We start from the raw sequence: 17,431 nt of genomic DNA on the forward strand, positions 1-17,431 counted from the left end.
CTCCCGATGCGGGTTTACAAACCGACGCGGTCGGCGAGCAGCGCCCGGTGATGGGTGCTGCTGCCGAACAGGGCTGCGGTGGTCTTGGCACGGCGGAAGTACAAATGGATGTCGTGCTCCCAGGTGAACGCGATGCCACCGTGCACCTGCATCGCCGCACCGGCGCACATAGCAAAGGTGTCGGCGGCCTGGGCCTTGACCAGCGGAGCGGTGATCGCGAGCTGCTCGGGATCGGCGGCGCTCATCGCGGCGTACATGACAGCGACCCTGGTGGCGTCGATCTCGATCATCATCTCGGCGCACGCATGCTTGACTGCCTGGAACGAGCCGATCGGTCGATCGAATTGCCTTCTGCTGGTGGCATATTCAACCGACAGCTCCAGACACGTTTCGGCGCCGCCGAGCATCTCGGCTGCCAACAGCACACGCGCCACGTCGAGTACCCGCTCCCAGGAGTCGGACGACGCCAGCTCCTCCGCGGGCGCCCGCTGCAACGTGAGCCGGGCGACCGGTCGGGTGGTGTCGAACGACGGCAGCGGTGCCACGGAAACGCCGGGGGCGTCGGCGGCCACCAGGTACAGCCGAAGCGCTCCGTCGTGCTCGGCCGGTATCAGAAACAGGTCGGCGACGTGTCCGTGCAGCACCGGTGAGCAGGTGCCCGACAAGGTGATGCGGTCGCCGGCGACGTTGGCTCGCACCGCCGTGTCCGGCTCTGCCAATGCGAAAGCTCCGATCGCTTCCCCGCTCAGCAACCCGGGTAGCAGCCTGCGGCGCTGTTCCTCGTCGCCCATCCGCAGCAAGGCCTCGGTCACCAAGACGGTGCCCGGCAAGGGAACCGGCGTCAGCCCCCGGCCGAGCTCTTCGAAGACGATGGCGGCCTCCACCAGGGATCCGCCCGCGCCGCCGTACTCGGCCCCGACGTGTATCGCGGGTAGCTCCATTTCAGTGCACAGCCGCCGCCACAGGTGTTCGTCGAACCCCGACATCTCGCGTACGCGATGCAGCGGCGCTGCCTCGCAGAGCAGGCCACGCAGCGCGGCACGAAAGTCGTGCTGCTCGGTGCTGTACCGGAAATCCATGTCAGCGGGACTCCTTGGGCAGACCCAACAGCTGCTCGCCGATCACGTTGCGCTGAATCTGTGAGCTGCCGGCATAGATGGTTGCGGCGCGCGCGTACAGCAGCTCATCCATCCAGCAGCTGGCAGAGTTGGGTGTGCCTGCTGCCGGAATGATCAGCGCCGCACCGTTTCCCGGGCCTTCGGGGCTGAGTGCATCGAGGCCGAGGATTTCGACTGCGAGTTCGGTGTAACGCTGGAAGTACTCGCTCCAGATGACTTTGTGTATCGCCGCGTCGGCGCCGGGACGCTCCCCGTTCAACAACGCTGTCAGACCGCGAAACCCCTGATAGCGCAAGATCTGCACGCGTGAATAGCACCACGCCAGCTCGTCGCGCACGTGTGGATCGATGTTCCGTCCGCGCTGCCGGGCCAGAATCACCAGCCGCTCAAGATCACGGCCGAACTCCGCTGCGGCGGTGATGATCTGTGAGCCACGTTCGAAACCGAGCAGTGTCATCGCGGTGCGCCAGCCGCCGCCAACGCCACCGAGCACATCGGCGGCACGGGCGCGGGCATCGGTGAAGAACACCTCGCTGAACGAGGCGTGTCCGGCGGCGTTGACGATCGGCCGCACCACGACGCCGGGTTGCTCGATCGGCACCAGCAGCATCGACAGGCCGCGGTGCTTGGGCGCATCGGGGTCGGTGCGGGCGAGCACGAAGATCCAGTTGGCCGTGGGACCGGCCGAGGTCCAGATCTTCTGTCCGTTGATAACCCAGTCGCCGCGATCCAGCACCGCCTTGGTTCGCACGGAGGCCAGGTCGGAGCCGGCCTCGGGTTCGGAGAACCCTTGGCACCAGCGGTCCTCGCCGGTCAGGATGCGCGGTAAGAAGTGGCGCTTCTGCTCCTCGGAGCCCAGCGCGATCATCGTGTTGCCGAGCAGTTCGATGCCGGCCAGATCGTTCTCGTCGCGGTCGGGGGCGCCGGCGCGGGCGAACTCCTCGGCCAGCACCAGCTGCTCGATCACCGAGAGCCCGCCACCGCCGTACTCCTTGGGCCAGGACACCGCGATCAGACCGCGATCGGCGAGGATCTTGCGCCACCGCGCCCCGAGCTGTTCGCGCTCGTCAGGCGGCAGCGCACCGGCACCAACCCAGTCACTCGGCAGGTGTTCAGCCAGAAACGCCCGGATCTGGTCGCGGAAGGCGGTCGCCTCCGGCGGGTAGTCGACGTCCATCAGGGCCGCCGCTTGGCCGCAGGGAGGATCTCCGGTGACAGCCGCCAGTCCTCGAGCCCGTGCGCGACGGTGCCGATGCCCAACGGATCGCCGGTGATGTCGGCCCAATGAGCATGGTTAAGCTGATGCAGCGAGAAGCAGGCGTCCAGCGCGCTGCTGAACCCCATGGCGTCGACGCTTTGGTTCACCGACTCCTTGATGAGCAGTGCGGCCAGGGTCGGCACCTTGGCGATCCGACGGGCGAATTCGACGGTGTTCTGCGCCAGTTCGTCGTTGGGAAAGACCTTGCTGACCATCCCGAGAGCGTGCGCATCGTCAGCGCTGAGCGCGTCGCCGGTGAGCAGCAGCTCTTTGGCCTTGCGGGGGCCGAACTCCCACGGATGGCCGAAGTACTCCACACCGCACATTCCGAGGCGGGTTCCGACGACGTCGGCGAAGATGGTGTCGTCGGCCGCGACGATGAGATCGCAACACCACGCCAGCATCAGCCCGGCCGACAAGACCATCCCGTGTACCTCGGCGACGGTGATCTTGCGCAGATTGCGCCAGCGCTTGGTGTTCTCGAAGAAGTAGTGCCATTCCTGCCGATGTCGTGTCTCGACCCCGCCGATCGTTCCGCCGTTGCAGAGATACGTCCGGTGCTGACCGGGTCCGGGTGAACGCTCGCGAACGTCGTCGGAGGATCCCAGGTCATGGCCGGCGGAGAAGGACGGCCCGGCACCGCGCAGGATGACCACCCGCACGGCATCGTCCTCTTCGGCGAGCTCAAAAGCCGATCCGAGCTCGACAAGCATTCCGCGGTTCTGCGCGTTGCGCTGTTTCGGGCGGTTGAGTGTGATGACGGCGATTCGGCCGTCATCGAGGAGCTCGTAATCGAGGTAGTCGAAATGCTGCACGAAAATGCTCCCTTCGGGTCGTCACCGCTTTAGGCGCGGCCACGCTGCTCATCGAGCAGGCTACGCGGACCCAACGCGGTATGTCCATAGCCAGTACGTCAGTTACGAAATAATTGAAGAAGTAAATCGCCAAGACAGTAGCCTACTTGCGCTAGATGAAGTATCTTGCTAGTACTGTGGTGCACATCGCAGCGAGCCGTCTGGCGAGCGGGCAACTACTGAGAGGGCTGAAGATGGAACTGGGACTATTTCTCATGCCGGCGCACCCGCCGGAGCGCAGCCTGTACGACGCGACCCAGTGGGATCTCGAGCTGATCCAACTCGCCGACGAACTGGGTTACGTCGAGGCGTGGGTCGGCGAGCACTTCACCGTGCCCTGGGAGCCGATCTGCGCACCGGACCTGCTGCTGGCCCAGGCGCTGCTGCGGACGAAGTCGATCAAGTTGGCGCCCGGCGCCCATCTGCTTCCGTACCACCATCCGGTGGAATTGGCGCACCGGGTCGCCTATTTCGACCACCTCGCCCAGGGCCGCTTCATGCTCGGGGTGGGTGCCAGCGGTATCCCCGGCGACTGGGCGCTCTTCGATGTCGACGGGCAGAACGGTGAGCACCGGGAAATGACCCGGGAAGCACTCGAGATCATGCTCAAGGTCTGGACCGAGGACAACCCGTGGGAGTACCGCGGAAAGTACTGGAATGCCAACGGGATCGCCCCGATGTTCGAAGGCCTGATGCATCGGCACATCAAGCCCTTCCAGGCGCCTCACCCGCCGATCGGGGTGACCGGGTTCAGCGCCGGCTCCGAAACGCTCAAGCTTGCCGGTGAGCGCGGCTATCTTCCGATGAGCCTCGATCTGAACACCGAGTACGTCGCGACGCACTGGGACGCAGTGCTCGAGGGGGCCGCCCGCAGCGGCCGTACTCCGGACCGCCGCGACTGGCGCCTGGTGCGCGAGGTCGTCGTCGCTGAAACCGACGAACAGGCATTCCGATACGCCGTCGACGGCATGATTGGCCGCTTCATGCGCGAGTACGTTCTGCCGACGTTCCGGATGTTCGGCATGACCAAGTTCTACAAGCACAACCCCTCGGTTCCCGATGAGGACGTAACACCGGAATACCTGGCGGAGAACACTTTTGTGGTCGGCTCCGTCGAGACAGTGGTCGACAAGCTGGAGGCCACCTATGACCAGGTCGGCGGCTTCGGTCACCTGCTGACCCTCGGTTGCGATTACAGCGACAACCCCGGACCGTGGAAGGAGTCGATGCGGCTGCTTGCCGAGGAGGTCATGCCCAGGCTGAACGCCCGCATCGCCAATAAGCCCGCGATCGCAATCGCCTAGTCGCCGAATCGAAAGGCATCGCGATGGACCCACACAAGATCACCGTCCGGTACTCAGACGGTGCGTGCAGAATGATGACCGCGCGGCCCGACCAGACGATTCTGGAAGCTGCGGAAGAAAACGGCATTGCGATCGTCAACGAGTGCCAGAGCGGCATCTGCGGCACCTGTGTGGGCACCTGCCGCTCCGGTGAGTACGAGATGGGACGTACCGAAGGGCTATCCGAGGTCGAACGCGACGCGCGAAAGGTGCTGACGTGCCAGACATTCGCCAACTCCGACTGCCTTATCGACCTGCAGTACCCGGCTGACGACAACGCTGCCAAACTGGTCGCCGGGCATGCCACGGTCACCGAGGTGCAGCTCATCTCGTCGTCCACGGCCATTCTGCGGCTCGACGTTTCGGCTATGCCCGCGCTGTCCTACCAGGCGGGGCAGTTCGCGCAGTTGCAGGTTCCCGGAACGGACACGTGGCGCAATTACTCCTATGCGCATCCGGCCGACGGACGCGCTGAACTCGAGTTCATCATCCGGTTGCTTCCCAGCGGTGTCATGTCGGACTACCTGCGCGACCGCGCCAAACCCGGTGACCGAATCGCCTTGCGCGGCAGCAAAGGCAGCTTCTACCTACGACCGGTGGTGCGCCCGCTGGTCCTGGTCGCCGGTGGCACCGGATTGTCGGCGGTGCTGGCGATGGCGCAGAGTTTGACCGGCGATCCCGGCCAGCCGATCCACCTGCTGTACGGGGTCACCGACGTCGAGGACCTCTGCAAACGCGACGAGCTCGTGCAGTTGCAGCAGCGGATCCCGAACCTATGCGTGCACACGATCGTGTCACGTGCCGATGACCGCTGGTCCGGGCCGGTCGGGCTGGTGACTGATTTGCTCGACGATGAGATGCTCGCCGGCGGCGACGCAGATGTCTATCTGTGCGGTCCGGCCGCGATGGTGGAAGCCGTCCGGAACTGGTTGGACAACCGCAACATTCACCGCATCGGCCTTTACTATGAGAAGTTTGTGCCGAGCGGGGCGGCACGGCGGCGCGTCCCGCTGCGGCTGGACTACGCCGATGTCGATCTGGCCGACGTGCGGTACCGCGGTCGCGGCACCGCCGTCGTCATCGGAGGCAGCATCGCCGGCATTGCCGCCGCCAAGATGCTGACCGAGTTCTTCGAGCGGGTGATCGTGCTGGAGAAGGACGACCCGCACCGCCGCCGCGAAGGTCGTCCGGGTGCCGCTCAGGGCTGGCATCTGCACCACCTGCTCACCGCCGGGCGCATCGAGTTGGAGCGGATATTCCCCGGCATCATCGACGATATGGTGCGCGAAGGCGCATTCGACGTCGACATGGCCGCTCAGTACCGGATCCGGCTGGGCGGCACCTGGAAGAAGCCGGGAACCGGCGATATCCAGATCGTCTGCGCCGGTCGTCCGCTGCTCGAGTGGTGCGTGCGCCGTCGCCTCGACGACGAACCGCGCGTCGAGTTTCATTACGAGGCAGAGGTCGCCGACCTGGTCTACGACCGCGAAGCCAACACCGTGATCGGCGTCGCCGTGGACCGGCGCGGTGAATTGGAGGTCGTGCCCGCTGAATTCGTCGTCGACGCCTCGGGCAAGAACACCCGCGTTCCGGAGTTCCTCGAGCAGGCCGGGATCGGGGCGCCCGAGATCGAACAGGACATCATCAACTGCTTCTACTCGACCATGTACCACCGGGTACCACCCGAACGTCAGTGGCAGGACAAGGTGATGATGATCTGCTACGCGTACCGTCCGTATGAGGACACCTACGCGGCGCAGTACTACACCGATAGTTCGCGCACCATCCTGTCCACCACACTGGTCGCCTACAACTGCTATTCGCCGCCGCGCACCGCCGAGGAGTTTCGTCGCTTCGCCGACCTGATGCCCTCACCGGTGGTCGGCGAAAACATCGACGGCCTGGAACCGGCATCGCCGATCTACAACTTCCGCTATCCCAACATGCTGAGGCTGCATTACGAGAAGAAGCGCAACCTGCCCAGCGGATTGCTGGCGGTGGGCGACGCCTACACCAGTTCCGATCCGGTGTCGGGACTCGGTATGACCCTGGCGCTCAAGGAAGTCCGCGAGATGCAGACGCTGCTCGCGAAACGCGGATCCGGTGACCCCGATCTGCCGCGGCGCTACTACCGTCGGATCGCGAAGCTGGCCGACACCGCCTGGTTTGTGATCAGAGAGCAGAACTTTCGGTTCGACTGGTTGAAGGATGTGGCCAAGAAGCGGCCGTTCTACTTCGGCGCACTGACCTGGTACATGGACCGGGTGCTGGAACTGGTACACGATGACCCCGAAAGCTACGGCGAGTTCCTGGCGGTTGTCCATCTGGTCAAGCCACCGGCGGCGCTGATGTCACCGAGGTTTGCCACGCGGGTGCTGGGCAATTGGGCGCGGACCAGGCTGTCGGGCCAGCAGACGCTGATTGCCCGCAACTACCAGAACCGCACGGTTCCCGCCCCCGACCACCTCGAGCAATCCCAGGCACTGACAGCCGGTTTCGCCGCAAGCCACACCCGCTAGAGAAGGGGCACAGATGTCGAGAATGTCGCAGACCCATCGGTTGCTGAACTGCCGGGGCGCCCGGATCCATGCCGTGGAGGAAGGCGAGGGACCGCTGGTGATCCTGGTACACGGGTTCCCGGAGTCCTGGTACTCCTGGCGTCATCAGATTCCGGCGTTGGCCGGCGCGGGCTACCGGGTGGTTGCCATCGACCAGCGCGGCTACGGACGCTCGTCGAAGTACCGGGTGCAAAAGGCGTACCGCATCAAGGAATTGGTCGGGGACATCGTGGGCGTTCTCGACGCCTACGGTGAGAAGCAGGCAGTGGTGGTCGGTCACGACTGGGGCGCGCCGGTGGCGTGGACATTCGCCTGGTTGCACCCTGAACGCTGCCGCGGCGTCGTCGGCATCAGCGTTCCGTTCGCCGGGCGCGGCGTGATCGGCCTGCCCGGCAGCCCGTTCGGTGAGCGCAGGCCCAAGGACTACCACCTCGAGCTGGCGGGCCCCGGCAAGCTCTGGTATCAGGACTACTTCGCCGAACAAGACGCCGTCATCACCGAGATCGAAGAGGATCTGCGCGCCTGGTTGCTCGGGCTGACCTACACCGTGTCTGGTCAGGGGATGATCGCGGCCACGCAGGCGGCGGTGGCGGCCGGCGTCGACCTGGAATCGATGGACCCGATCGAGGTGATCCGCTCCGGCCCGCTGTGTCTGGCCGAGGGGGCCCGCCTCAAGGACGCGTTCATGTACCCGGAGACGATGCCGGACTGGTTCACCGAGGCCGATCTCGACTTCTACACCGCAGAGTTCGAACGGTCCGGGTTCGGCGGGCCGCTGAGTTTCTACCACAACATCGACAACGACTGGTGCGACCTCGCCGAGCAGGAAAACACGCCGCTGATCCCGCCGGCGTTGTTCATCGGGGGCCAGTACGACGTCGGAACGACGTGGGGCGCCGAGGCGGTGGAACGCGCGCATGAGGTGATGCCCAACTACTGCGGCACCCACATGATCGCCGATGTCGGGCACTGGATCCAACAAGAGGAGCCCAAGGAGACCAACCGGTTACTGCTCGATTTCCTGGCGGGACTGCGCTAATGGCCCTGCGCCCCGTTCCCATCGACGGCGCCGAACTGCGACAGGTCTACGGCTGTTACCCGTCCGGGGTGGCCGCCGTGTGCGCGATGGTCCACGGTGAGCCGGTCGGGTTGGCCGCCAGTTCGTTCACGTCGGTTTCGGTCGAACCGCCACTGGTCTCGATCTGCATCCGAAACGACTCCAGGACATGGCCGCGACTGAAAAGGGCGGCGCGGCTGGGCTTGAGCGTGCTGGCGGAGAACCACGCTGAGGCGTGCCGCAGCCTGTCACGCAAAGACGGTGACAGGTTCGCCGGTGTGCCCTGGACGGAGCTGGCGAACGGAGCGGTGTTCGTGTCCAGGGCGAGCGCCTGGTTGGACTGTCGGCCGCGCACCGAAGTGCGGGCCGGTGATCACACGATCGTGGTCCTCGAGGTCTGTGCCTTGGACGCAGATGCCGAGATTGCGCCACTGGTGTTCCATGGCAGCCGCTTTCGCCGGATCGCCTGCGCAGACTTGCAGGAGCAGACATGAAGACGACCGATACCAGGGTGCGCCGCGCGATCACCGCGGTGGGCGCCGGCCGCCCGGTCGTGGTGACCATGGGCCCCGAGCACGACCATGAGGGATACCTCGCCTTCGCCGCCGAAGCCGCCACGCCACGGCTGCTGGCCTTCACGGTTCGGCATACTTCGGGCTATGTCAGGGTCGCGCTGCCGACCGCCGAGTGCGAGCGACTGAACCTGCCACCGATATGCCACCGCGGCAATGCCGGATCAGGTGCGCGGTCCGATGCGAGTGCGCACCGGGTGACGGTCGACTGGAAGGGGACCGGCACCGGCATATCGGCGACCGACCGTGCCGCGACCATCGCGGCGCTGGCAGCCAAAACCGCTGACTCAGTGGACTTTCGCCGACCCGGACATGTGGTTCCGGTCGAGGTGGCACCCGGCGGCGTACTCGGGCGGCCGGGTCCCGCCGAGGCCGCGCTCGACCTCGCCCGCCTCGCGGGCCGGCGAGAGGCGGCGGGGTTGTGCGACATCGTGTCGCGCCAGCGTCCCAACGGGATGGCCCGGAGCGGCGAGCTCCTCGAGTTCGCCCTCGAGCACGGTTTGGCGGTTGTTTCCGTCGCGGAGCTCGTCAGCTACCGGCGCCGCACCGAACCTCAGGTCGTGCGGATGGCAGAAACGGTGTTGCCCAACCGGGGCAGCAGGTTCCGTGTCATGGGTTTCCGCGAGACACACGGCGACGGTGAGCACCTCGCCGTCATCGTCGGCGACGTCGGAGCCGGGGTGCCGGTACCGCTGCACGTCCACGTCGAGTGCCTGTCGTCAGATGTGTTCGGGTCGACCGCCTGCCGGTGCGGTACCACCCTGGACAACGCGCTGAGCGAGATGCGGGCACGCGACGGCGGGGTCGTCGTTTACCTCCGCCCCGCCGTCCCCATGCGTGCCTGCGGCCTGACCGACACCGAAGAGGTTGATTCAGAAGAGCTGTCGCAGACGGTGGCGTGGATTCTGCGCGATCTCGGGGTCTACACCGTCAGGCTGGCCGATGACGAACCGGGATTCGGTTTGGTGATTTTCGGGGCGATTCGCGAGCATGGGCTACGGGTCGCGGGGTGAAATGGCAGCCATGACGACACCACCCAAGGGAGTTCGATGACATATCCAGACCTGGCCGGCAAGACGGCGATCGTGACCGGAGCGGGCGCAGGGATCGGCCTGGCGATCGCGGAACGGCTTGGCGCCGAGGGCTGTCGGGTGTTGTGCGCCGATATCGACGCCGGGTCCGCCGAGGCCGCGGCAGCGAAGGTCGGTGGCGGTGCGGTCGCGCATCGCGTCGACGTCAGCGACGAACAGCAGGTGATCGCCATGGTCGATGCCTGTACGGCGGCCTTCGGAGGCGTCGACAAGCTGGTAGCCAATGCCGGTGTGGTGCACTTCGCTTCGGTGCTCGACACCGCGCTCGAGGATTTCGACCGCGTGATCCAAATCAACCTACGTGGTGCCTGGTTGTGTACCAAGCATGCGGCGCCGAAGATGATCGAACGCGGTGGCGGCGCCATCGTCAATATGTCCTCGCTGGCCGGGCTCAAGGCGGCAGGCGGCACCTCGGCCTACGGTATGTCCAAGGCGGGGATCATCCACCTGAGTCGCGTCACCGCCGCCGAATTACGTTCGGCGAACGTGCGATCCAACGCCGTGCTGCCCGCTTTCGTGGACACCCCGATGCAACGGACGGCGATGACGACCTTCGATGAGGCGCTCGGCGAAGGCGGAGCCGACTCGATGATCGATCGTTTGCAGGGCCGGATGGCCGGTCCCGAGGAGATGGCCGGGGTGGTGGCCTTTCTGCTGTCCGATGATGCCTCGATGGTCAACGGCAGCGCACAGCTCGCGGACGGCGGCACCGCCGCCGCGCTGTGGTGACGACCGTCAGCGTCTGCTGGTCAGGATGGCCAGTGCCAGGGCGGTGATCTCGTCGGTCACCCCCGCATATTGCGTCAGCCGCCATGTCCGCGCCACATCGTCGACAAAGCTGTCGGCCGCCGCTACCAGCAGGCGGGCCTGCGCCGGGGTGGTCTCGGGCACCAGCTTGCGGATGAGCTCCGTCCACACCGCCTCGCGGTCCGCCTGGCTCCTGAGGTAGCTCTCGCGCACCTCCTCGGAGGCATGGGCGAGTTCGGTGATCGACACCGACACCAGGTCCGGGTCGTCGAGGCTGACACGGACCCGTCCGGCGACCAGTCGCTGCAGCCGTGCGGCCTCGTCACCGTCGGCCCGCAATGCTCGGACGCATTCAAGCGTCCACCATTCGTGCAGACGGCGGATCAGCGTGTCCAGGATCGCCTGCTTGGAAGAGAACGACCGGTACAAACCCGGGCCCGCAATACCGACCGACTTCCCGATCTCGCTGGTGCTGACAGCCGGGTAGCCCTGTGCGCGGAACAACCGCGCACCAGCCGCCAGCAGTGTCTCGTGCCGGGAGAACAGCGCGCGTTCGGGATGGGCGGTCGCGATATTGGAAGTCAGGTCGCTGACCGGCGCTGTCCGTGCGGCAGCCATACAGGCTTGGTAGAGAAGGTCTTTGAGCTCTTCCCGCGGGAGGGTGTGGGAGTGGCGGCCGAGGCTGGTCAACGTGCTCGAGACCGCCCAAGCGCGGAGCCTGGAATGCCGGTCGCTCAGCTCGGGCACTTCCAACCGGATGCCGGCCTGCATGCCCGCGACGATGGTGTTGATCCTGCTGCGCACCTGCGCCCGGTCGGCGTCGTTGAGGTAGCGCGCCTCGCGCTGCCACAACACCGTCAACGCGCGGGTCGCGACGGCAGCGGTGATCAGGTCCGGCAATTGGTCTCGCAGCGGTTGATCCGTCGAGTCCGGATCCCGACCCAGGACGGACTGGTACTCGTCCTGCGCGGTGATGATCACCGCGGCGAGCAGCGCCTGCTTGTTTTCGTAGTGCCGGTACAGCGCGCGGGCCGTGACACCGGCGGCCTCGGCGATCTCCTCGAGTCGGACCGAGTGAAAGCCGCGTTCGGTGAAGAGGCGGACCGCCTGGCGCAGGATCTGCTTTTTGCGATCCTTCGGCCGGCGTTTGACCGTGCCGACGACGGGTTCCATGTCGGAGGTCCTCCCTTCGCACCCTCGCAACCGGCCGACGTTAGCGGCTTCAATCCTGCCAGAAGTCGCTCACCGCAGATCCGCTACAGTTTGACCCCGCTCTGGCGCTCGAAGTCGGCGAGGTCGAAGTAATCGCTGAACCGTTTGATCTTGCCGTCCTCGACCACGAACACACCGGTCACCGGCAGTTCGACCTTGCCGCCCTCGGTGAGCGTGAAGTAGTCGACCCGTTCGGCCAGCACCAGCCCTGGCGCCGCGGCGAGCGCGACGACGTCCAGTTTGGCCTCGGTGAACGCGTCGAGGAACGCCTGAAAGATCCCACGTATGGCGGTGATACCGACAATCGGGTCGACCGGCACGTTGTGGTAGACGGCGTCGTCTGCGAACGCAGAGCAGATCGCATCGAGATCTCTCGTCATCCAGGAGTCAAGGAAATCGCGGACGAGCCTTTCGGTGGCTTGTGCAGTGTCGGTCATCGGCAGCCTCCTTCGAACCGGTCATAACTGATCCAGCATCATGGTACTGCCAAGCGACTTAGCGCTCGGCAATATCTTATATTTCAATCGAAATTACTCAATAGGAACTGGTGTCAGCTGATACTGGTGATAGACATAATCCTCAGCTGGGCTGCACCATCCGTTGATTCGGTGCCAGCGGTTGCGCCGGGTAGTGAAAGCTGTTCGGATCAGCTGAGTTCGGGAACACTGGCCAAACGCACGTAGGCCGACGCTGCCTCTGCGCGGTTGGTCGCGTTGAGCTTGCGCAGCACCCTCTTGACGTGGGACTTGACCGTGCCCGCCGAGATCACCAGTTCATCGGCGATCTGTTGGTTCGTGCGACCGGCTGCCATCAGCCGAAGCACCTCGACCTCGCGGCGCGTGAGGATGGTCATCACCCTCGTCTGCACCTCGGCCAACGACCGCGCCGCCGGACTGCGCTCCAGGGGTTCGATCTTGCGCAGGTCCAGATCGGCGTCTTGTAACGCACGAGCCGCCTCGTCCGCGGAAGCCAGTGCGTTACGCACCTCCGCGTGCTGGCGGCGCATCCGTTCCAGCAGCACCGTGCGCTCGTAGGCATACCCGAACCCCTCTGCGAACGCCCACACCGTGTCGCGGTCGATCTCGTCGACCAGGCGGCCCGAATACAGCCGGTCGGCATGCAGGAAACCGATCACCTTGCCGGTCGGCATCACCGGTGCCGCCACGTAGGAATGAGTCATCGAGAAGTCGACGATCGGCCTGTTGACGCGGGGATCGTTGCGGGCGTCCCGGACAATCGCCGGTGCGTGGCGGCGGATCATCTGTGTCTCCAACAGCATGTGATCCAGCGGCGGCGCCACGGACTGTGCGAATGCGACCATCTTCTCGGCACCCTCGCAATCGTCGCCGAAATAGGCCGACTCCATGAACATCCGGCCCTCGTGCACGCGGAAAAGTACGGCGCGATCAAATCCGCACGACGCCACCAACTCTCGCGGCGCCCGGTCCACGATCGTCGCGACATCATCGACCACCCGCAGCTTGCTCAACGCCTCCTGGACCTGTAACAGCGCGAAAGTGCGCCGCCGCGCGCCGTCCTCGATCAGCTCCCGTTCGAGTGAACACAAGTCGAGCACCGACTCCAGCGCGACGATCGCCTCTTCGTCACCACAGGCCTCCAACGCGTTTCGTACCTCGGTGGCCTTGCTGTCGATAGCCTCCGAAACCACGGCCATCGGATCGTCGGTAGGGTCGACACCCCAACCCCGAAACACCTCTCGGTACCGGCGGGCAGCCTCACTTTCCTCAGCCGGACGTGACGCCCAGCCGGGATGGCCCGCCAACGTCTCGCCCGACTCGGCGTCCGGTGTGCCGTCGGCGATGATCATGGTGTCCACTGTGCCCCGACCGCGGTGTCGTTGCGGTCAGAACCGCAAATTGCCCTCGTACGGGGGTAGGAGTACTCCCCAACGGGGGATCGCTTTGCTGGCGTGGCTGTCCGAGGCTAAGAGACATGTCATCCACCACCGTTTCAGCGCTGGAAATGCTGACCACGCCACAGGGCGTCGCCGACCCGTATCCGCTGTACGACCAGCTGCGCGCGTCCTCCCCGGTCGCGGGCTACCGCGACTGGCCGCCGGGGACCGTGCCCGGGGCCGATGAGCCCGTCACCGCATGGGCGCTGTTCCGCTACGACCAGGTACTCGAGGCCGCGCGCGACAGTGCCACGTTCTCGTCGCGGGACCCGCTGCAAGAGGCCTCCTCCGCGCCCAGCCTGATGCTGGTCAACACGGATCCACCCAAACACGAGGTGGAGCGAAAGTTGGTCTCACAAGCGTTTTCTCCCCGTCGGGTGAGGCGGCTGGAACCCTGGCTCGACGGGTTGATCCCCCAGTTGCTCGACGATCTCGGCGAGGGAGAAGTGGACGTGATGCCGTTCGCTGCCGAAATACCCACCCGGGCCATGGTGCGGCTGCTGGGCCTGCCCGAAGGCGACCACGTCCGCTTCAAGAAATGGGCCAACGCGTTCATGCTGAGCTCGCCGCTGACGCCGCAGGAACGTATCGCAAGCAACGAGGAAATGGTTGCGACCTTCGCCGCCAGGCTCGCCGACCACACGTCACTGGTCGCCCAACAAACGACGAGCGAGGACGTCGAGGACGCCGAAGACCTCATATCGGCGTTGTTGCGTGCCGAAGTCGACGGTCAACGGCTGACCCCGGAGGAGATCGTCCGGTTCTGCGTCACGCTGGTGGTCGCCGGCAGTGAGACCACGACGTTTCTGATCGGCAACCTGTTGCACGCCCTGGCGCGCGAACCCGAAATCGCCGCACGGGTCCGTGCCGATCGGTCGCTGCTGACGGTCTTCATCGAGGAGACGATGCGGCTCGACGGACCTCCGCAGCGGCTGTTTCGGATCGCCACCCGCGATGTGGAGGTGGGCGGCAAGCCGATCCGCGCGGGTGACTGGGTGGCGCTGTTCTTCGGGTCGGCCAACCGCGATCCCGCGGTATTTCCCAACCCGTCACGGCTCGACATCGATCGGCCGAACCTGCGCAAGCAGCTCTCGTTCGGTTCCGGGTTGCACTTCTGTCTCGGATCTTCGCTGGCCCGGCTGGAAGTCAGCGCGATGCTCAACGCGGTACTCAACCGTTACCAGCACATCGAGTTGAGCGATGACCCCGGCACAAAGCAGACCGCCAGCCTGCTGACGCACGCGTATGTCCGGCTACCCCTGCGGCTGTCATGACCACCATCGCCAACGAAGCACGCAACATCGAAGCGACGAAGGCGATCTACGCCGCCGTGCCCGCGGGCGACCTGAACGCCGCGCTGGAGCACATGGATCCCGATGTGCGGATCACCTATTACGGCACCGAGGTCATCCCGTACGCCGGTGATTATCACGGCATCGCCGAGGCGGTGACCTTCTTCACCAAGGTGGGCGAGACCATCCAAATCGTCGAGATGGAACCGTGGAAGTTCATCGCAGACGGTGACGAGCTCGCCGTCTGGGGCCGGCAGCGCTTCCGCAAGCTCGACACCGGTTACGAATGGCAGTCGGAATTCGCACACATCATCACACTTCGTCAGGGGCGCTGGCTGCATTTCCGCGACTTCATGAACTCCGCCCTGACCCAGGAGGCGTTCAGCCGATGAAGGTCACCGCCGACCGCGAGATCTGCATGTCGGCAGGAATGTGCGTGATGACCGCCGACGGGTTCTTCGATCAGGACGAGGACGGTGTCGTCGTGCTCGTGTCGGACGTGGTGCCCGACGATATGCGGGCGCGGGTCCGACTCGCCATCGGGCTGTGCCCGTCGGGGGCCCTGCAGATGTTGACTCCATGACCGCCCTGGCGCGGATGCAGGCGATATCAACAAGATACTTACCTAGAGCTAAATTACTGTTACAACCAAAATCCCCGGAATATAGGATGCGCTGAGAGCGTACTGGCTATGGACATAAGGGTGGCGCGGCGCGTACCCTCGCCAATGTCACTGGTCCACATCGACCTGTTCGGAGGGAGGTGCGAGACGCCATGTTGATGGCCGCGCAGACGGCGACCAAGCCGATACGTGCGATCGGCGGCGTGTTCGCGATGTCGCTGGACACCTTCGTCTTGATGTTCAAGCGGCCGTTCGCCTGGCGCGAATACGTTATTCAAACGTGGTTCGTCGCGCGTGTTTCGGTGCTGCCGGCGCTGATGCTGACGATGCCGTACTCGGTACTGCTTGTGTTCACGTTCAATATCCTGCTCAATGAGTTTGGCGCCACCGACTTTTCGGGAACCGGTGCGGCAATCGGAACGGTGAACCAGATCGGGCCGATCGTGACGGTGCTGGTGGTCTCCGGAGCCGGGGCGACCGCGATGTGTGCCGATCTCGGCGCCCGCACGATACGCGACGAGCTCGACGCGCTCCGCGTCATGGGTATCAACCCGATACAGGCGTTGGTCGTGCCTCGTGTGCTCGCCGCGACAACCGTCGCTCTGGCGTTAGCGGCATCGGTGATCATCGTCGGCCTGACGGGCGCGTTCTTCTTCTGCGTGTATATCCAGAACGTCTCAGCTGGTGCCTTTATCTCCGGCCTCACCCTGCTCACCGGGGCCGGGGATGTCATCGTGTCGCTGACCAAGGCAACGCTTTTCGGTTTGGCCGCCGGGCTGATCGCCTGCTACAAGGGAATCTCCGTCGACGGCGGACCTGCAGGCGTAGGCAATGCGGTCAACGAGACGGTCGTCTTCACCTTCATGGTGTTGTTCGCGATCAACGTTCTCGTCACCGCGGTCGGTATCCAGTTCACGGTGTCGTGAGGCGATACCCATGAGTGTCGGGATACCCAGCAAGCCGTTCGGACGGACGGCGCGCATTGTCGACGGGTTCGTCGCCGGCTGGAACCGCATCGGAGGGCAAGCCAGGTTCTACGCCAACACGTTGGCGGCGATTCCCGATGCCGTCGTCCATTACCGCACCGAGCTGTTCCGTTTGATCGCCCAAATGGGGCTGGGCAGCGGAGCACTGGCTGTTGTGGGCGGAACCGTGGCGATCGTCGGGTTCCTCACCATGACGACCGGCGCCCTGGTTGCGGTGCAGGGCTACAACCAGTTGGCGTCGGTGGGGTTCGAGGCGCTGACCGGGTTCGCCTCGGCATTCTTCAACGTCCGGCTGATCGTGCCAGGCACCACGTCGGTGGCGTTGTCGGCCACCATCGGCGCCGGGGCCACCGCCCAACTGGGCGCGATGCGGATCAACGAGGAGATCGACGCGCTCGAGGTGATCGGGATCCGCAGTATCACCTACCTCGCCGCGACGCGTGTCCTCGCGGGCGTGGTGGTCGTCATCCCGCTGTACTGCGTGGCGGTGATGATGGCGTTTCTTGCGGCCCGGTTCGGCACCACCGTCATCTACGGTCAGGGCTCAGGTGTGTACGACCATTACTTCGGAACATTCCTCAACCCGACGGACCTGATCTGGTCCTTCTTCCAGTGCGTGGCAATGACGGTCGTCATCATGCTCGTGCACACCTTCTACGGCTTCACCGCATCGGGTGGACCCGCTGGTGTCGGTGAGGCGGTGGGCCGCGCGGTGCGCACATCGATGGTTGTCGCTGCGGTTGAAATCGTGATGATCTCACTGGCCGTCTACGGTCAGTCAGGCAATTTCAACCTGGCGGGTTGAC

Annotated in this window: 17 protein-coding genes; 11 read left to right on the forward strand and 6 right to left on the reverse strand. The window is 65.1% G+C overall.

Going from position 1 to position 17,431, the window contains the following annotated elements; translation table 11 throughout:
- Positions 1-14 precede the first annotated feature (14 nt).
- The 3 genes from ABQE44_RS04325 to ABQE44_RS04335 are packed head-to-tail and all read right to left on the reverse strand — an operon-like array spanning position 15 to position 3,191.
- Positions 15-1,079, reverse strand: a complete 1,065-nt coding sequence (locus ABQE44_RS04325) for an acyl-CoA dehydrogenase family protein (RefSeq protein ID WP_448392820.1) — start codon at positions 1,077-1,079, stop codon at positions 15-17.
- A gap of 1 nt (position 1,080) precedes the next feature.
- Positions 1,081-2,295 carry an acyl-CoA dehydrogenase gene (locus tag ABQE44_RS04330; RefSeq protein WP_448392821.1) on the reverse strand — a complete coding sequence of 405 codons (1,215 nt, stop codon included), beginning with the start codon at positions 2,293-2,295 and terminating at the stop codon, positions 1,081-1,083.
- Positions 2,295-3,191, reverse strand: coding sequence for an enoyl-CoA hydratase (locus tag ABQE44_RS04335; protein ID WP_448392822.1), 897 nt, complete (start codon positions 3,189-3,191; stop codon positions 2,295-2,297). The genes ABQE44_RS04330 and ABQE44_RS04335 overlap by 1 nt, the downstream gene beginning before the upstream one ends.
- Before the next feature lie 233 nt (positions 3,192-3,424).
- Here ABQE44_RS04335 and ABQE44_RS04340 point away from each other — a divergent pair, with 233 nt between their 5' ends.
- Genes ABQE44_RS04340 through ABQE44_RS04365 form a run of 6 tightly spaced genes read left to right on the forward strand, consistent with a single transcriptional unit; the run spans position 3,425 to position 10,580 of the window.
- Positions 3,425-4,534, forward strand: coding sequence for an LLM class flavin-dependent oxidoreductase (locus ABQE44_RS04340; RefSeq protein ID WP_448392823.1), 1,110 nt, complete (start codon positions 3,425-3,427; stop codon positions 4,532-4,534).
- Positions 4,535-4,557: 23 nt separating this feature from the next.
- On the forward strand, positions 4,558-7,092 hold the full coding sequence (locus ABQE44_RS04345) for an FAD-binding oxidoreductase (protein ID WP_448428477.1): 2,535 nt from the start codon (positions 4,558-4,560) through the stop codon (positions 7,090-7,092).
- A gap of 22 nt (positions 7,093-7,114) precedes the next feature.
- Positions 7,115-8,170 carry an alpha/beta fold hydrolase gene (locus ABQE44_RS04350; RefSeq protein WP_448392825.1) on the forward strand — a complete coding sequence of 352 codons (1,056 nt, stop codon included), beginning with the start codon at positions 7,115-7,117 and terminating at the stop codon, positions 8,168-8,170.
- Positions 8,170-8,682: a flavin reductase family protein gene (locus ABQE44_RS04355; RefSeq protein WP_448392826.1), complete on the forward strand. Its 513-nt coding sequence runs from the start codon at positions 8,170-8,172 to the stop codon at positions 8,680-8,682. The genes ABQE44_RS04350 and ABQE44_RS04355 overlap by 1 nt, the downstream gene beginning before the upstream one ends.
- Positions 8,679-9,773, forward strand: a complete 1,095-nt coding sequence (locus ABQE44_RS04360) for a 3,4-dihydroxy-2-butanone-4-phosphate synthase (RefSeq protein ID WP_448428479.1) — start codon at positions 8,679-8,681, stop codon at positions 9,771-9,773. Before ABQE44_RS04355 ends, ABQE44_RS04360 begins: the two co-directional genes overlap by 4 nt.
- Before the next feature lie 36 nt (positions 9,774-9,809).
- Positions 9,810-10,580, forward strand: coding sequence for a glucose 1-dehydrogenase (locus ABQE44_RS04365; protein ID WP_448392828.1), 771 nt, complete (start codon positions 9,810-9,812; stop codon positions 10,578-10,580).
- Positions 10,581-10,586: 6 nt separating this feature from the next.
- On the opposite strand, the gene ABQE44_RS04370 is transcribed toward ABQE44_RS04365, so the two are convergent.
- The 3 genes from ABQE44_RS04370 to ABQE44_RS04380 all read right to left on the reverse strand — a co-directional run bounded on the left by ABQE44_RS04370 (position 10,587) and on the right by ABQE44_RS04380 (position 13,638).
- Entirely contained in the window at positions 10,587-11,771 is a 1,185-nt protein-coding gene (locus tag ABQE44_RS04370) for a TetR/AcrR family transcriptional regulator (RefSeq protein ID WP_448392829.1), read from the reverse strand.
- 83 nt (positions 11,772-11,854) lie between these two features.
- A complete protein-coding gene (locus ABQE44_RS04375; protein WP_448392830.1) occupies positions 11,855-12,247 on the reverse strand; it encodes a limonene-1,2-epoxide hydrolase family protein in 393 nt (130 codons plus the stop codon).
- A gap of 209 nt (positions 12,248-12,456) precedes the next feature.
- A complete protein-coding gene (locus tag ABQE44_RS04380) occupies positions 12,457-13,638 on the reverse strand; it encodes a LuxR C-terminal-related transcriptional regulator (protein ID WP_448428481.1) in 1,182 nt (393 codons plus the stop codon).
- Between the two features lie 125 nt (positions 13,639-13,763).
- Between ABQE44_RS04380 and ABQE44_RS04385 the strand changes: the two genes are divergently transcribed.
- The 5 genes from ABQE44_RS04385 (at position 13,764) to ABQE44_RS04405 (ending at position 17,430) form a co-directional block, all read left to right on the forward strand.
- Entirely contained in the window at positions 13,764-14,999 is a 1,236-nt protein-coding gene (locus ABQE44_RS04385; protein ID WP_448392832.1) for a cytochrome P450, read from the forward strand.
- Complete coding sequence (locus ABQE44_RS04390) at positions 14,996-15,409, forward strand: nuclear transport factor 2 family protein (RefSeq protein WP_448392833.1); 414 nt, start codon at positions 14,996-14,998, stop codon at positions 15,407-15,409. Before ABQE44_RS04385 ends, ABQE44_RS04390 begins: the two co-directional genes overlap by 4 nt.
- On the forward strand, positions 15,406-15,600 hold the full coding sequence (locus ABQE44_RS04395) for a ferredoxin (protein ID WP_448392834.1): 195 nt from the start codon (positions 15,406-15,408) through the stop codon (positions 15,598-15,600). The genes ABQE44_RS04390 and ABQE44_RS04395 overlap by 4 nt, the downstream gene beginning before the upstream one ends.
- A gap of 191 nt (positions 15,601-15,791) precedes the next feature.
- The gene (locus ABQE44_RS04400; RefSeq protein ID WP_448393131.1) at positions 15,792-16,565 is read left to right on the forward strand and encodes an MlaE family ABC transporter permease; all 774 of its coding nucleotides are present in this window, start codon (positions 15,792-15,794) and stop codon (positions 16,563-16,565) included.
- 10 nt (positions 16,566-16,575) lie between these two features.
- On the forward strand, positions 16,576-17,430 hold the full coding sequence (locus ABQE44_RS04405; RefSeq protein ID WP_448392835.1) for an ABC transporter permease: 855 nt from the start codon (positions 16,576-16,578) through the stop codon (positions 17,428-17,430).
- Position 17,431 lies beyond the last annotated feature (1 nt).

Source organism: Mycolicibacterium sp. XJ2546, from assembly GCF_053483195.1.

Bases quoted from the DNA above. Each gene is read 5' to 3' on its own strand.
- ABQE44_RS04405 (WP_448392835.1), top strand. From the start codon at position 16,576: ATGAGTGTCGGGATACCCAGCAAGCCGTTCGGACGGACGGCGCGCATT.
- ABQE44_RS04365 (WP_448392828.1), top strand. From the start codon at position 9,810: ATGACATATCCAGACCTGGCCGGCAAGACGGCGATCGTGACCGGAGCG.
- ABQE44_RS04390 (WP_448392833.1), top strand. From the start codon at position 14,996: ATGACCACCATCGCCAACGAAGCACGCAACATCGAAGCGACGAAGGCG.
- ABQE44_RS04385 (WP_448392832.1), top strand. From the start codon at position 13,764: ATGTCATCCACCACCGTTTCAGCGCTGGAAATGCTGACCACGCCACAG.
- ABQE44_RS04325 (WP_448392820.1), bottom strand. From the start codon at position 1,079: ATGGATTTCCGGTACAGCACCGAGCAGCACGACTTTCGTGCCGCGCTG.
- ABQE44_RS04355 (WP_448392826.1), top strand. From the start codon at position 8,170: ATGGCCCTGCGCCCCGTTCCCATCGACGGCGCCGAACTGCGACAGGTC.
- ABQE44_RS04370 (WP_448392829.1), bottom strand. From the start codon at position 11,771: ATGGAACCCGTCGTCGGCACGGTCAAACGCCGGCCGAAGGATCGCAAA.
- ABQE44_RS04350 (WP_448392825.1), top strand. From the start codon at position 7,115: ATGTCGCAGACCCATCGGTTGCTGAACTGCCGGGGCGCCCGGATCCAT.
- ABQE44_RS04340 (WP_448392823.1), top strand. From the start codon at position 3,425: ATGGAACTGGGACTATTTCTCATGCCGGCGCACCCGCCGGAGCGCAGC.
- ABQE44_RS04360 (WP_448428479.1), top strand. From the start codon at position 8,679: ATGAAGACGACCGATACCAGGGTGCGCCGCGCGATCACCGCGGTGGGC.
- ABQE44_RS04375 (WP_448392830.1), bottom strand. From the start codon at position 12,247: ATGACCGACACTGCACAAGCCACCGAAAGGCTCGTCCGCGATTTCCTT.
- ABQE44_RS04400 (WP_448393131.1), top strand. From the start codon at position 15,792: ATGTTGATGGCCGCGCAGACGGCGACCAAGCCGATACGTGCGATCGGC.
- ABQE44_RS04345 (WP_448428477.1), top strand. From the start codon at position 4,558: ATGGACCCACACAAGATCACCGTCCGGTACTCAGACGGTGCGTGCAGA.
- ABQE44_RS04380 (WP_448428481.1), bottom strand. From the start codon at position 13,638: ATGATCATCGCCGACGGCACACCGGACGCCGAGTCGGGCGAGACGTTG.
- ABQE44_RS04330 (WP_448392821.1), bottom strand. From the start codon at position 2,295: ATGGACGTCGACTACCCGCCGGAGGCGACCGCCTTCCGCGACCAGATC.
- ABQE44_RS04395 (WP_448392834.1), top strand. From the start codon at position 15,406: ATGAAGGTCACCGCCGACCGCGAGATCTGCATGTCGGCAGGAATGTGC.